The organism is Rhodoferax sp. GW821-FHT10B06 (assembly GCF_059415605.1).
In genome coordinates this window covers 20154-34575 of the sequence record NZ_JBWKNO010000006.1, presented here as the reverse complement: position 1 = coordinate 34575, position 14422 = coordinate 20154, and the positions used below count along the sequence as shown (strand labels likewise).

Annotated in this window: 12 protein-coding genes; 11 read left to right on the top strand and 1 reads right to left on the bottom strand. The window is 40.0% G+C overall.

Features of this window, described 5'->3' with window-relative positions:
• Positions 1 to 82 precede the first annotated feature (82 nt).
• A complete protein-coding gene (locus AC07O2_RS11410; protein WP_495075858.1) occupies positions 83 to 1156 on the bottom strand; it encodes a hypothetical protein in 1074 nt (357 codons plus the stop codon).
• 60 nt (positions 1157 to 1216) lie between these two features.
• On the opposite strand from AC07O2_RS11410, the gene AC07O2_RS11405 reads away from it, so the two are divergent.
• From AC07O2_RS11405 to xrtA, 11 genes are all read left to right on the top strand, one after another.
• A complete protein-coding gene (locus AC07O2_RS11405; RefSeq protein WP_495075857.1) occupies positions 1217 to 2083 on the top strand; it encodes a ThiF family adenylyltransferase in 867 nt (288 codons plus the stop codon).
• Positions 2084 to 2814: 731 nt separating this feature from the next.
• Positions 2815 to 3330, top strand: coding sequence for an XrtA/PEP-CTERM system exopolysaccharide export protein (locus tag AC07O2_RS11400; RefSeq protein WP_495076085.1), 516 nt, complete (start codon positions 2815 to 2817; stop codon positions 3328 to 3330).
• 52 nt (positions 3331 to 3382) lie between these two features.
• A complete protein-coding gene (locus AC07O2_RS11395; RefSeq protein ID WP_495075856.1) occupies positions 3383 to 4966 on the top strand; it encodes an XrtA system polysaccharide chain length determinant in 1584 nt (527 codons plus the stop codon).
• 3 nt (positions 4967 to 4969) lie between these two features.
• The gene (locus tag AC07O2_RS11390) at positions 4970 to 5893 is read left to right on the top strand and encodes an XrtA-associated tyrosine autokinase (RefSeq protein WP_495075855.1); all 924 of its coding nucleotides are present in this window, start codon (positions 4970 to 4972) and stop codon (positions 5891 to 5893) included.
• A 36-nt stretch (positions 5894 to 5929) separates the two neighbouring features.
• Positions 5930 to 7462 (top strand): TIGR03016 family PEP-CTERM system-associated outer membrane protein, encoded by a 1533-nt coding sequence (locus tag AC07O2_RS11385; RefSeq protein WP_495075854.1) that lies wholly within the window; start codon positions 5930 to 5932, stop codon positions 7460 to 7462.
• 3 nt (positions 7463 to 7465) lie between these two features.
• A complete protein-coding gene (locus AC07O2_RS11380) occupies positions 7466 to 8548 on the top strand; it encodes an XrtA/PEP-CTERM system-associated ATPase (protein ID WP_495075853.1) in 1083 nt (360 codons plus the stop codon).
• On the top strand, positions 8548 to 9699 hold the full coding sequence (wecB, locus tag AC07O2_RS11375; protein ID WP_495075852.1) for a non-hydrolyzing UDP-N-acetylglucosamine 2-epimerase: 1152 nt from the start codon (positions 8548 to 8550) through the stop codon (positions 9697 to 9699). Before AC07O2_RS11380 ends, wecB begins: the two co-directional genes overlap by 1 nt.
• A gap of 8 nt (positions 9700 to 9707) precedes the next feature.
• Positions 9708 to 10547, top strand: coding sequence for an XrtA system polysaccharide deacetylase (locus tag AC07O2_RS11370; protein ID WP_495075851.1), 840 nt, complete (start codon positions 9708 to 9710; stop codon positions 10545 to 10547).
• A 13-nt stretch (positions 10548 to 10560) separates the two neighbouring features.
• Entirely contained in the window at positions 10561 to 11619 is a 1059-nt protein-coding gene (locus AC07O2_RS11365; RefSeq protein ID WP_495075850.1) for a FemAB family XrtA/PEP-CTERM system-associated protein, read from the top strand.
• A 4-nt stretch (positions 11620 to 11623) separates the two neighbouring features.
• Positions 11624 to 12856 (top strand): TIGR03087 family PEP-CTERM/XrtA system glycosyltransferase, encoded by a 1233-nt coding sequence (locus tag AC07O2_RS11360; protein WP_495075849.1) that lies wholly within the window; start codon positions 11624 to 11626, stop codon positions 12854 to 12856.
• Entirely contained in the window at positions 12849 to 14399 is a 1551-nt protein-coding gene (gene xrtA, locus AC07O2_RS11355; protein ID WP_495075848.1) for an exosortase A, read from the top strand. The genes AC07O2_RS11360 and xrtA overlap by 8 nt, the downstream gene beginning before the upstream one ends.
• Positions 14400 to 14422: the final 23 nt, after the last annotated feature.

The window sequence follows — 14422 nt, the reverse complement described above, 5'->3', positions numbered from 1 at the left end:
TTTGAATCAAGTTTGAACTAAATTAAAAGCGAGGTTTTACCTCGCTTTTTTTTGCCTACTATATAGGGAAATACATATATTTCTAAGTTGGCGTCGAGAGGGGGGATTTTATTAGATCTCTTCTGATGTATTGGGTGAGAGGTAATCTTGATGTTCTGATGCTGGGCGCACTGGCCCGCCCCATGCGAAACACCATGATTGGCAAACTTTCAGGAGTAATTTCTCTCCAACCAGAAACCAGCGTTGATCTAAGTTTATCGGATGCGCCTTGGCCTGAGTTATTAGGAAGTGCCAACATGGCTGAGGCAGCCAATGGTTGCATGGCCATTCCTAATTGTGTTGCTTTTAACCATATACGTTCCAAGGCTGCACCTGCGGAGATGGCACCTTTTTCTATTCCTATCGTTGTAGTCAGCAGACCCAGCGCAGGGGCTTGCCAGCAAGGTAAGAGGCCAGCCCTTAATCCGATAATGTGATGCGCGCCAAAGAAACTTAATGACCGCATTAAATTCCAGCTTCGGAGAGCCTTAAAAATTGGTCGCATGGGACTTTCAATACTTAGTGCGCCTGGCGGGAGTAAATTTTCTGCTGTTTCGTTCCACTTTAGGTCAAAGCGAATAGATGAAAAAAGATCCTCATGCAATGATTTTTGCAAAAATCTTTCGCTCTCAGCACGCCAAATAAGCTGAAGCGCTTTTTTTCGTTGCATGCCTGTCAACCATATTAGCTGTACTCCATCAATGCTGGCGGCTGCATCATTTAAAGAATTGACTTGATGGTCATTAAGCTTTGAACCTCGATACATTCGCCGATTGGTATGCCTATGGGGAATTGCGTCTGCAAGTTCGTCGATAATAGGTTCGGTAATGTTATGAAATTGTAATTCTGCAAATGGGTTTGAGCTGTTGTGCTTATAGAGCCAGGTGATGTCGCTGCTCAGGCCAAGTGCAAGAGCTTGTATTCGCATGTTTTCTATTACGGCGCCAATAGATACAAGGCCCAGCGTCAAACGAATGGGCTCAACTGTTGCAGCAAACGCAAGTGAGGGCCACAATCGGATAGCGGAGTCTAAGATTTCCATCTGAAATACATGTTGATTGTCTGCAGATGGTGCGAGCACGCCACTGTGTGCAATTTTTAAAATATCTTCTCTCATCTGTGCGCTCCATTTCTTTTACTTTAGTGACATTCGGTCAAGCTTATTTAAGGTGTAGATATGATATTTAATTACGAAAAAGCATTCTCACGAAATATAGGATGGCTTACTTCGGATGAACAATTGAAATTGAAAAATTCTAAGGTTGCAATTGCTGGCTTGGGTGGCGTAGGCGGAACGCATCTATTGACACTTGTGCGGTTAGGGTTAGGTAATTTTAATATATCAGATTTTGATACTTTTGATGTTCACAATTTGAATAGGCAGGCTGGTGCATTCATGTCTTCTATGGGGAGGGCGAAGCTCGAAACTATGACGACTATTGCGGCAGATATTAATCCAGATATAAATATTAAAACTTTCCCCGATGGCATTAAATTAGATAATGTAGATGAGTTTTTACGCGACGTAGATGTGTATGTTGATGCGCTTGACTTCTTTGCCTTGCCTGCACGCCGTATGGTGTTTGCCAAGTGCCGTGAAAAAGGAATTCCTGCATTAACTGCGGCCCCCCTGGGGATGAGTACAGCACTTTTATATTTCAATCCAAATGGTATGAGTTTTGAGGAATATTTTAAAATGGAAGGTCATAGTGTGCAGGAGCAATATGCTCGTTTCATAGCCGGCTTATCTCCAGCAATGCTCAATCGTAACTATTTGGTTGCACCGGAGGCAGTAAATTTCCGAGAAAAACGTGGCCCTTCAACGGTGATGGCTTGCGACCTATGTGCAGGTGTAATAGGAACATCTGTTTTGAAGTTGCTGCTGAGTCGTGGTGCAATGAAAGCGGCTCCGTGGGGAATGCAATTTGATGCATATCATCAGAAGCTAAAATTTACTTGGAGACCATGGGGGAACTCAAATCCACTTCAACTGTTTCTACTAAGATTTATCAGACCTATTTTGCAGGGGCGAGTTGAAAAATAACAGTCATTATTTTCATTAAATGACTAAGTGGTCTTATTTATTGGTGAAATATACAAATTATTCATTTCTCTAGTTAAATTGAATGTGATGCAATTGTCTTGCGATTGCGAAAATGTCAAGCGTTATATTTTTATAGACTATTGTTTTTTTGTTTGGGTGGGAGTGGCTGTGTTTCAAATTGTTGCTCAGCAACGAGGTGGGACCCCCCCTAGGGAAATTCAGCCTATGTAGGGGAATATTTCATGTTAGAACTTGTGACCTTAGACGTGACCATGACCACAGTCTGGCACTGATCCCATGGTTGGAACGCTATGAAACTAGTATTTGGGATATGTAAGGTAAGACATCGACAAAATTGACCCAACCACCTCTTTGTGACTGCATGGTGCTGTGCTGGAAAGGGTATCAGGCGTGGACTTGAACCACGGCTTCCGCCATATCTTATTCTTCATAGTCAGCAAAAAACGCATTGCTTTGTCTCTGAGAGTGTGCTTGGCTATCTAAATTAGACTGCTCACAACCATGATTTTTGACTATAGAGATGTGTCGAACTAGGTTATATTCAAACTAGGTATGTGCAAGCAATTAATTCAGTACGGGGAATAATTTTGAAAACTTTTAACGTTTTTTTTGTGGCCGCAGTTCGGTGGGCCTTGGTTGCTTTAGTAGCGTCTCTTGTGACCGCCTGCTCATGGTTTTCACCTGCATTTCCTGCCGCTCCGGCAATCGCAATGCCCTCGACCGACTACAACTACATCATTGGACCAGGGGACTCACTCAACATCATCGTATGGCGAAATCCGGAGTTGTCTATGACAGTGCCAGTGCGTCCCGATGGAAAATTGACTACGCCGTTGATCGATGAGTTGAGCGTTCAAGGCAAGACCTCGGTGGAGGTTGCACGAGAGGTGGAAACATTGCTGGCTAAGTTCGTACGTGACCCAGTCGTAACAGTGATCGTCACAGGGTTTGTAGGGCCGTACAGCGAGCAGATACGAGTGGTTGGTGAGGCTATGAAACCTCAGGTGCTACCTTACAAAAATAAAATGACTGTACTGGATGTAATGATTGCGGTCGGTGGATTGACTGATTTCGCTGATGGCAATGCAGCAACCATTTTAAGAACAGCAGAGGGTGATAAACGATATGCTGTTCGCTTGAAGGATCTTATTAAGCGCGGTGACGTTTCATTAAATGTTGAAATGCGACCTGGAGATATATTGATAATACCGCAGGGATGGTTTTGAAAATGATTTCCACGCATTCGATAAGTAAATATATTCAGCAAAGAATTATCTAATGGATGAAATAATTAGTCAAATACTAACCTATGCTAAAGGTGCGTGGAAATATCGATGGCTCGGCGTGGTTGTCGCTTGGTTAATTGGAATAGTTGGCGTTGGTGTGGTGTTGCGTGTTCCTGACCGTTACGAGGCATCCGCCCGCATCTATGTAGACACTCAATCGATTTTGAAACCCCTAATGTCTGGTTTAGCGGTTCAGCCAAACGTTGATCAACAAGTCGGAATGTTAAGTCGGACATTAATAACACGTCCAAATGTTGAGAAATTAATTCGCATGGCTGATCTTGATTTATCAAATTCATCCAAATCGGCTCAAGATGGTTTAATTGAGCGATTAATGAGTACATTACAAATAAAAAGTACTGCAAGAGATAATCTTTATACATTATCTTATCAAGACCCGAATCCGGAAAAGGCAAAAAGAGTTGTCCAGTCTCTTGTTTCTATTTTCGTGGAATCTAGTATGGGTGATAGTAGAAAAGACACCGATGCAGCTAAGAAATTTATTAATGAACAAATAAAAACCTATGAATCAAAACTCGAAGCTGCTGAAGCTCGTTTGAAAGAATTTAAGTTGCGAAATATAGATGTTCAAACTGCAGGTGGTGGTACCGATATAGCTGGAAAACTTGGAGAAATATCATCTCAATTAAATCAGGCAAAACTTGAGTTGCGCGAGGCGGAAAATGCTCGAGACGCAGCAAAATTGCAGTTACAAAATGAGAAATCTCAAAATTCAAGTATTACTTCGAAGAGTTTGCTACAAGAGTCTGCGCAATCTCTTGCCACGCCTGAAATAGATTCTCGAATTGAGGCACAAAAGAGAAATTTAGATGGCTTATTACAGCGATTTACCGAGCAGCATCCAGATATCGTAAGCGCGCGAAAGCTAATAAAAGAACTAGAAGAGCAAAAGCGTAAAGAAGTGCAGGAACTAAGAAAAACTGCCATGCTAAATAGTTCGGCTGCCAGTGGTGGTGGCAATAGCCTTGCTGCGCAAGAAATGGGGCGGTTGTTGGCCTCGTCTGAGGTGCAAGTAGCCGCATTACGTGCTCGTGTGTCTGAGTATTCAGCGCGCTACGACCGGGCTCGTGAAACAATGAAAACTGCACCTCAAACCGAAGCCGAATATGCGCAGTTAAATAGAGACTACGCGATTAATAAGAAAAATTATGAAGATTTGGTCACGCGGCGTGAGTCGGCATCTTTATCAGGCGACTTGGAGTCGGCTGCTGGAGTAGCAGATTTCCGATTAATTGATCCACCAAGAGTTTCGCCAAAACCGGTAGCTCCAAATAGAGTCCTTTTATTGTTGCTTGTTATGTGTGTAGCATTGGCTGTGGGAGGATTTACTGCATTTGCTTCAAGTCAATTGAAACCCGTTTTTCACGACGCACGTACGCTTCGTAGTGTTATTGATTTGCCAATATTAGGAGTGGTCACACTTGTTATGAGTGAAACTGCTAAAGCGCGCGAGCGATCTGATCTTAAAAAATTCTTTTTAGCATCGGGTGGTCTTGTCGGAGTTTTTATTATTGCGATTGCTGCGTTGACTATTATTTCCGGACAGGTAGGGTAATTTATGAGCAGCTTGATTGAGCAAGCAACACGGCGTTTGGAACAACTTCGGCGAGCTGGTGTTGCTGTACCTGAAGAAGTTATTGCAGATGTACAACTAACTAAAGAAAATACGAAAATAGGTTTGGCAACGGCTAGCAATTTAGATGAAAAAGTAAACACTACAAATAAGAGCTTCTCGAGAAAAGTTGATTTGGATTTGGATGCACTAAATGCAGCGGGTATAGTTAGTCCAAATGCCCCTCGTTCACAGATCGCGGATCAATATCGAGTAATTAAGAGACCATTAATAAGCAATGCGATGGGGAGGGGGGCATCAAAGATAGAAAATGGTAACCTTATTATGGTTACAAGTGCATTAGCTGGGGAGGGGAAAAGTTTTTCCGCAATTAATTTGGCGATGAGCATTGCAACCGAGCTAGACAATACTGTGATGTTGGTCGATGCGGACGTTGCTCGTCCTTCCGTTTTAAGAATGCTGGGTTTGCCAGCTAGTCCTGGTTTATTGGATTTATTGGTTGGCGAAGTTGAAGATCTATCAAGCGTTTTATTAAAAACAAATATAGATAAATTAACTCTGTTACCTAGTGGCACCCCCCATCTGCGTGCGACAGAGTTGTTAGCCAGTGATGCAATGAGTGCATTAATTACAAATATTGCCAATCGATATTCTGATCGAATTATTATATTTGACTCACCTCCATTGCTATTAACTACAGAGGCTCGTGTTTTGGCTACGCATATGGGTCAAATTGTTATAGTTGTTCATGCAGAAAAAACATTGCAGACAAGTGTTCAGCATGCACTTACATCAATTGAGTCGTGCCCCGTGAAAATGATGGTACTGAATCAAGCTCGAAATGGCTCACAAGGTGGATATGCTGGATATGGTGGATATGGATACGGCTATGCGCAATCCGATACATGAACTTTAGTATAGATAAATTGTTTTGTTGTTTTGAAAATGAAAAAAAATATCTATAAAAAAACATTGCATTTATGGATGGTGGTTTTATTTTCATCTCCAAGTTATTCTCAGGAAAATTCATCAAATGTAGATGCTGGAAGTTCAGCAAGAGCTGCATCTATTGTTCCCAGAATATCTATAACTGAATACTATACAGATAATTATTATCGTACGAATGAAAATAAACAATCTGGATGGACAACAGATGTTAGTCCTGGAGTGCATCTGAGTAGTTCTACCGGAAGAATAGTGGGCTCCCTAGATTATTCTTTGCATCAAATAATTCAATCTAATGATTCAAGTAAAAATGAACTACAAAATGCACTTGATGCTACAGGATCTGTTGAGATTATAGATAAATGGGCGTTTGTTGACGCAAATGGGAAAGTTTCACAAAGAACTATTTCTGCATTTGGAACACAATCAACCGTAGATGGTTTCTCTAACGCAAATAAAACTGAAGTTTCGTCATATAGGGTTTCTCCATATATTAAAGGGCGATTAAGTTATTTTGCTGATTATGAGGCAAGATACGAGGCATCAACTACTCGTGCAAAAGATGCACAATTCGCAAATACAAATGGACAGTCCGCAAATTTTAAACTGAATGGTGTCGGTTTAAATGGACGTCTTCATTGGGGTTCTCAATTATCGACGAATAAAGTCGAACAAAGTTCAAATCAAACATCTAGATCTGACAGTATTAAAAATACTTTAGGATATTTAATTGATCCGCAATTCAATCTAACAGCTTCTTTTGGGCGAGAGTATGGAAATTACTCTCCATCTGAGAATAGTTATAAAAATACCTCAGGTATTGGAGCAATCTGGACTCCTTCTGAGAGAACAACTGTTTCTGCAGATATTGAAAATGCTTATGCAGGTAAGATGCATAAGTTGAATTTTGAACATAGAACACCAAAAACAAGCTGGCGTGTTAGTGATGCCAAGAGCGTATCTTTGACAAATTCTATTACGTCTAATTCAATACAAGGAAATACGTATGATCTACTGTTTAGCCAGCTTGCATCAATAGAGCCCGACCCTATAAAACGTGCTGAAATGGTGAATAATTTGCTTTTAACAAATTATGGAACCTCGTCCGGAAGTATTTTGAATGGATATTTAACTTCCGGAGCGTCAATACAAAGAACTCGAGATTTTTCGTTTTCGTTGCTAGGTGTAAGAGATATCTTAACATTTACCGCCATGCAAAGTGTTGGGCAAAAAATAAACCAATCATCAATTGGTTTTGATGGTGCTAATGCTATAACACAACGCGCAATTACTTTCAGTCTGACGCACCGTCTTAATCCAGATACGTCGTTAAATACTCAGCTTACTAGCCAAAAGACTAGCAGTGATGGTTCTAATTTAACTTCAAACTTGAAATCTTTTAGTGTTGATGCCTCAACTAAACTGAATTTGAAAACTATAGCTACATTTGGGGTTCGTCGAACTATTTATTCTGGTGGCATTTCTCCTTACAACGCTAACTCCATTAATGGTGGATTATCAGTGCAGTTTTAATCTATGTATGAATCATTTTATGGTTTAAATATTAAGCCTTTTCAGCTTAATCCTGATCCGGCATTTTATTTTTCAAGCAAACAACACAATAGAGCCAAAGCATATTTGGAGTATGGGGTACTCAGAAATGAAGGTTTTATTGTTATCACCGGTGAGATCGGTGCTGGAAAAACCACAATTGTTCGTGGCTTGCTTGATAGCCTTGATGCTGACAAAGTAATTGCCGGAAGTTTAGTCAGTACGCAATTAGATGCTGATGATACATTGCGCTTGGTAGCCGCAGCTTTTGGTGTGCGGGTTAAAGATGTATCGAAAGCGGATCTTTTATTGGCGTTGGAGGCATTTTTTGTAAGTCAAGCAACTCAAGGAAAACGGTGTTTACTGATTGTGGATGAGGCGCAAAATTTAACTCCCCGTGCTGTTGAAGAATTACGGATGCTATCGAATTTTCAATATGGTAAGCAAGCATTGTTGCAGAGTTTTTTAGTTGGGCAGCCTGAGTTTCGCGAGGTTCTCCAGCATCCGCAGATGCAGCAATTACGGCAGAGAGTAATTGCTGCTTGTCATATTGGTCCCATGGATCTGGACGAAACACAAGGTTATATACAGCATAGATTGAAATGCGCAGGGAGTACCGGTCGTCCTGAATTTGAGAGTGCTGCGTTTGACGAAATTTTTAATATAAGTGGAGGAGTTCCTCGTCGAATAAATGCAGTGTGCGATCGATTATTATTATTGGGTTTTTTAGAAAACAAAGAAATATTGACATCAGATGATGTGGCTACTGTTTCGCGAGAGATGAGAGAGGAGTCCGGATCTTCGTTTAATTCGTTGAACGGAGAAAATTCAAATGGTTCATTAAATGAATTTGGAAATTCGGTACTTACTTCGTATGATATTAAATCATCAGAAGTTCATAATTTACTAGATGGATTTTCCAAGAAAATAGATTGTATAAGTAATGATCTGCATGCTGAGCGCTTAGAACAAAGTCTGCTAAGGTTGGAAAAGTCAAATAGTGAAATACTTTTCATGCTAAAACAATACTTTGATGCAGTAATAAATAATTCGAAAGATCTAAAATAATGGAAAAATTGCCTTCACAAAAACCCGTAATTTGTGTAGTTGGAGCAAGGCCCAATTTCATGAAAATGGCCCCGATATTGAGGGCATTTTCTTCTCATGTCCCCGTTATTCCAGTGTTACTTGTTCATACAGGACAGCATTACGACAAAGACATGAGTGATCGTTTGTTCGAGGATTTGCAGTTACCTAAACCGGATATTAATCTTGAAGTTGGCTCCGCAAGTCATGCAATTCAGACCTCCGAGGTTATGCGTCGATTTGAGCCTATTCTGGACGAAAATGATCCATCATGTGTTCTGGTTGTTGGAGATGTCAATTCGACGTTGGCCTGCACTTTGGTCGCTGTAAAGAAGCACGTTCCGGTTGCCCATGTAGAGGCTGGTTTGAGGAGCCACGATCGCTCAATGCCTGAGGAGATTAATCGTATCTTGACCGATCAGATAGCGGATAAGTTGTATACAACTGAACGCAACGCGGAAGGAAATTTACATTTAGAAGGCATACCCTCTGCTCGTATTTGTTTTGTTGGCAATGTAATGATTGATACTCTTAAGTTCAGTCAAAAAATTGCCCGAAGCGCATCTGATACTTTGAGTTCTTATGGCATTTCTCCCGATATTTTGAGCGGTAAAAATGGTTATGGCGTAGTTACACTGCACCGCCCGTCCAATGTTGACGAGAAGGAGACTTTATCTAAATTAGTTGACGATTTATCTTTGATCTCTAAAAAATTGCCCTTGATTTTTGCGTTGCATCCACGAACTCGTGGAAATCTTGAGAAATTTGATTTGCTGCGTGCAATTGATACCAACAAGATTGTTTTATTGCCACCGCAAGGTTACTTGGAAATGATTGGCCTAATGAGCAATGCTGCATTAGTTCTGACAGATTCCGGCGGTTTGCAGGAGGAAACCACCGCCCTGGGTGTTCCCTGCATAACCTTACGTGAGAATACTGAGCGCCCGATTACTATTGAACAGGGAACCAATACGCTGGTTGGCACTGATCACGATGCCATTATGAACTGTGTTAATCAGGTGCTTGCTGGCAATGGTAAAAAAGGGAGAATGCCTGAATTGTGGGATGGGCATGCCGCTGAGAGAATTGCTGCAGATTTATGGACTTGGATATCTTCATTTCCTCAAAATTGAATTGATCTATGGCTGAAAAAAAGATCTTTAATGCATTGACCATCGATGTGGAGGACTATTTTCAAGTTTCTGCTTTTGCTCCTTATATTTCACGTTCGAGTTGGGATAGTTTGGATTGTAGGGTGGAAAAGAATATCGACTCCATACTGACCTTACTTGATGCTCGCAATGTTAAGGCTACGTTCTTCACGTTGGGCTGGATTGCCGAACGTTATCCCAATATGGTTCGACTTATAGTCGATCAAGGTCATGAATTAGCTAGCCACGGATATGGCCATGAACGCGTTAGTGATCTAACTGCTTCGAAGTTCTTGTCTGATATTGTTTTGTCTAAAAATATTTTAGAAGATATCGGTGGTGTTGAAGTTCGTGGCTACAGAGCGCCCAGTTTTTCAATTGGGGAAGCGAATCTCTGGGCGTTTGATTCTCTGTTGGAAGCAGGCTACAAATATAGTTCTAGCATTTATCCGATTCAACATGATCATTATGGAATGCCGAATTCTCCACGTTTTCCTTATGAGTCAAGAAAAGGTTTATTGGAAATTCCAATTACAACATTAAGATTTTTGAATAAAAATTTTCCATCTAGCGGCGGCGGATATTTTAGATTGTTTCCATATGCACTATCTAACTGGATGTTGAATCGAGTTAATTCAAGGGAGAAAATGCCGGCTATATTTTACTTTCACCCTTGGGAAATTGATGCCATGCAGCCTCGTATTCCTGGGGCTGACTGGAAGTCGAAATTTAGGCATTATGTAAATCTTGAAAAAACAGAGGGTAAATTGAAGCGATTATTGTCTGATTTCGATTGGAGTCGAATGGATAAAATTTTTCTAAGTCTTTGAAAAAATAAATTAGATGATAGATATTTCTACGCCTTCGATAAGTATAAAAAAACTTGTTCGAGGTGATGTGTTTACTGAAAATGCGTGGGATGTTTTTGTCGAAAAATGTCAAAACGCAACTTTTTTCCATCGATCAGGATGGCAAAATATTATAAATGACGTTTTTCAGCATCAAACATATTACTTGTATGCGGAAATCGATGATTTGATTGTTGCGGTGCTTCCCCTTGCGCATGTAAATAGCTTTTTGTTTGGAAAATCTTTAACGAGCTTGCCTTTTGCCGTTTATGCTGGGGTGGCTTTTGAAAATACTGATGCCGCTATTTTACTGGAGGATGAGGCATACAAGATTTCTCAAAAAATTGGTGTTGATTACGTAGAGTTTAAAAATATCTATCCTCGCCATTCTGATTGGCCATCTCAGGATATCTATGTTACTTTTCGAAAGAAAATATTGCCTGATGTCGAAGGTAATCTACTTGAAATTCCGCGTAAGCAACGGGCAATGGTTAGAAAGGGTATAAAAAATAATCTGACTAGTCAACTTGATACTAAGTCAGACAGGTTTTTTAGCTTATATGCAGATAATGTTCATAGGCATGGTACACCACCTATGTCAAAAAAATATTTTGATGCATTACTCAAACAGTTTGAAGGGGCTTGTGAAATCTTAACGGTGGTAGATGACGCTGGCAATCCCGTTAGTAGTGTTTTTAGCTTTTATTTTCGAGATGAAGTTTTGCCTTATTATGCGGGTGATAATGAAAAGGCACGAGATCTCGCGGCAAATGATTTCAAGTATTGGGAGTTGTTGCGTAGATCTTGTTTGCGTGGAAATAAGATATTTGACTTTGGTCGAAGTAAGATAGGTACAGGTTCATTTTTCTTTAAAAGGAATTGGGGTTTTGAAGCTACGCCGTTGGCCTATGAGTATCGCTTGCTGAATCGAGACTCGGTTCCACAAAATAATCCATTGAATTCAAAATACAGGTTACTGATTGCTGCCTGGCGGAAGCTTCCTATCGGTGCTGCTAATTTTATCGGTCCATTTATTGTTAGAAATTTGGGCTGATGTCTTGAGTAATATACTTTACCTTGTGCATCGAATACCTTTTCCTCCCAATAAAGGAGATAAGGTTCGATCTTTTCATTTATTAAAATATCTGTCGCTTCGTCATAATATATATTTGGGAGCATTTATTGATGACCCACTTGATGTAGTATATATTCCGGAGGTTAAGAAATTTTGTGTCGATTCATTATTTTTGGAAATAAATTCTTTTAAATCTAAATTTAAAAGTGTATTCGGAATTTTTCATGATTCGCCGTTAACGTTGAGTTATTATTTTAATACTTCTCTTCGGGAGTGGGTTGGAGATCTTCTTTTAAAAAAGAAGATTGATAAGATAATCATCTTTTCTTCTGCGATGTCTCAGTATGTGGATCATGTAAATGATATAGATATATTGGTAGATTTTGTGGATGTGGATTCTTTGAAATGGTCTGAATATGCGTTGAAGCATATTTTCCCAATGTCTTTGGTTTATCGTCGAGAAGCTACCAAATTACTCCAGTATGAGCGATTTGTTGCTACTCGCTCAAGACAATCTTTTTTTGTGACCGATAATGAGTCCTCGCTTTTTAAAGATCTAGCTCCAGAGTGTATTGATAAAATTTCGACTATTAATAACGGGGTCGATTCGGAATATTTTTCTTCAGATTTTTCATGTTCATCTCCATTTGAGACGGGGAGTTTCGGGCCAGATTCTCGGTTCTTGGTCTTTACTGGTGCAATGGATTATTGGCCAAACATTGATGCGGTAGTTTGGTTTGTTAACGAAATTTTTCCTAAATTACAGCGTGTACGTAAAAATCTATACTTTTATATAGTAGGCAGAAACCCTAGTACCCAGGTTTTAGCATTGGCATCGGACTCTGTAGTAGTGACTGGTACGGTTGCGGACGTTAGGCCTTACTTGAAGTTTGCTTCGGTTGTAGTGGCGCCTTTAAGAATCGCACGCGGTATTCAAAATAAAATTTTAGAAGCGATGGCTATGGGTTGTCCTGTTGTTGCGTCGACAATCTGTGTTAATAGTATGGCCGTTGAGTCAGAAACGGATCTGCTTTCTGCGGAGAGTTCTGATGAGTTCTTTTATCAAATTAATAAATTATTGAACTCCGTGGATCTTTCTCATTCAGTGGGTGAGGCCGCTCGTTGCAAGGTTCAGGAAAAATATAGTTGGACGGCCCATTTATCCCAAATCGATCAGTATCTTGATGAGCCAACCTTTCATTTACTCCATGAATAGCGTCAAGATGTACTCTTCGCAGATTTGGCGAAATGCATTAATTTCGTTGATGCTTCTTGTTTTTATTGACTTCATTGTTTTTAAAAATAGCTTTTCCGGAATGCTAGCTATATGGTCCCGTTCCGAAACATTTGCTCACGGCTTTGTTGTGCCACCAATTTCTTTGTGGTTAATTTGGCGGAAGCGTAAAGTCATTGCTGTTGAAGTTCCTCGGCCTAATTTTTGGTTTCTGATCCCATTATTTTTTGTTATTACTGCATGGATTTTGGGTGATGTAGTTGCGGTGAATTCTGTGACTCAACTGATGGCGATGGCATCCATTGTGTTGCTTGTTCCTGCATTGTTCGGCTACACGATATTTAGAATTATCTTATTTCCACTCTGTTTTTTATTTTTTGCTGTTCCATTGGGGGAGTTTCTTTTTCCTCAATTGATGGAATGGACGGCGGACTTTACTGTGATTGCGTTGCGATTTAGTGGTGTTCCCGTATATCGCGAGGGATTGCAATTTGTTATTCCCTCCGGGAATTGGTCAGTCGTGGAAGCATGCAGTGGAATTCGATATTTAATTGCATCGGTGACCGTTGGTGCATTATTCGCTTATTTAAACTATAAATCTATTTATCGAAGATTTATTTTTCTTTTGATATCCGTTGCTGTGCCTATTTTTGCGAATTGGATTCGTGCATATCTTATTGTTATTTTAGGGCATTTATCCGCGAATAAAATTGCTACTGGTGTGGATCATATTATTTATGGCTGGCTTTTTTTTGGATTTGTTATTGCAGTGATGTTTTGGGTAGGGGCACGATGGTCGGAAGCATCTATTGAGTTTTATCCGCGTTCTAATGCAATTGCGACGAGATTGCAACCGAATATGTTTGCTGAATTCGTTGGTATTTTTGCTGCAATTATTTTTCTGTTAACCTGCCCCCTCTTGCTGAAGGCTGCTATAGATAATGTTGCTCCATATAATTTAAAGGGTTTGGCTAGCTTTTCGGATGTTAAATTTAATTGGGTATCCAGGCAGGAAACTCACTCTAATTTTTTGCCGTCGTACAAAAATACTGCACTTAATTTTTCTAGAAGTTTTAAAAAAAACGGTAAAACTGTTGATACTTTTTTGGGATATTATGTCGGGCAAAGTTATGGCCACAAGATGATTTCTTCGGACAATGTACTGGTAACTAGTGCAGATCCGCATTGGTCAAAAGTTGCCTCGGGTGTACAGTCTCTTGAAATAGATTCGCAATCTATCCCAATACGTACCACAGTGCTTCGAGGCGTCGGTTTTCCAGAGGGGGAGGTGCGGCTTGCTGTTTGGCAATTTTATTGGATTAATGGTTTTGTTACGAACAATGATTACATTGCTATAGTTTATAGTGCGTTTCAAAAAATTTTAGGGCATGGGGATGGTTCGGCTGTAGTTATCTTGAGTACAAGAATTGTTGAAGGTGTCAATGCTGATGATGTGTTGAATGGATTTTTTTTGGATAATTATGTTGGGTTGAAGTCTATTCTTTACAAAATTAAAAATAATTGATGTATTTATTTAATATTGATAAA

Excerpts from the sequence above, each read along its gene's own strand:
- wecB (WP_495075852.1), top strand. The coding sequence starts at position 8,548 with ATGGAAAAATTGCCTTCACAAAAACCCGTAATTTGTGTAGTTGGAGCA.
- xrtA (WP_495075848.1), top strand. The coding sequence starts at position 12,849 with ATGAATAGCGTCAAGATGTACTCTTCGCAGATTTGGCGAAATGCATTA.
- AC07O2_RS11365 (WP_495075850.1), top strand. The coding sequence starts at position 10,561 with ATGATAGATATTTCTACGCCTTCGATAAGTATAAAAAAACTTGTTCGA.
- AC07O2_RS11380 (WP_495075853.1), top strand. The coding sequence starts at position 7,466 with ATGTATGAATCATTTTATGGTTTAAATATTAAGCCTTTTCAGCTTAAT.
- AC07O2_RS11385 (WP_495075854.1), top strand. The coding sequence starts at position 5,930 with ATGAAAAAAAATATCTATAAAAAAACATTGCATTTATGGATGGTGGTT.
- AC07O2_RS11400 (WP_495076085.1), top strand. The coding sequence starts at position 2,815 with ATGCCCTCGACCGACTACAACTACATCATTGGACCAGGGGACTCACTC.
- AC07O2_RS11405 (WP_495075857.1), top strand. The coding sequence starts at position 1,217 with ATGATATTTAATTACGAAAAAGCATTCTCACGAAATATAGGATGGCTT.
- AC07O2_RS11370 (WP_495075851.1), top strand. The coding sequence starts at position 9,708 with ATGGCTGAAAAAAAGATCTTTAATGCATTGACCATCGATGTGGAGGAC.
- AC07O2_RS11395 (WP_495075856.1), top strand. The coding sequence starts at position 3,383 with ATGGATGAAATAATTAGTCAAATACTAACCTATGCTAAAGGTGCGTGG.
- AC07O2_RS11390 (WP_495075855.1), top strand. The coding sequence starts at position 4,970 with ATGAGCAGCTTGATTGAGCAAGCAACACGGCGTTTGGAACAACTTCGG.
- AC07O2_RS11410 (WP_495075858.1), bottom strand. The coding sequence starts at position 1,156 with ATGAGAGAAGATATTTTAAAAATTGCACACAGTGGCGTGCTCGCACCA.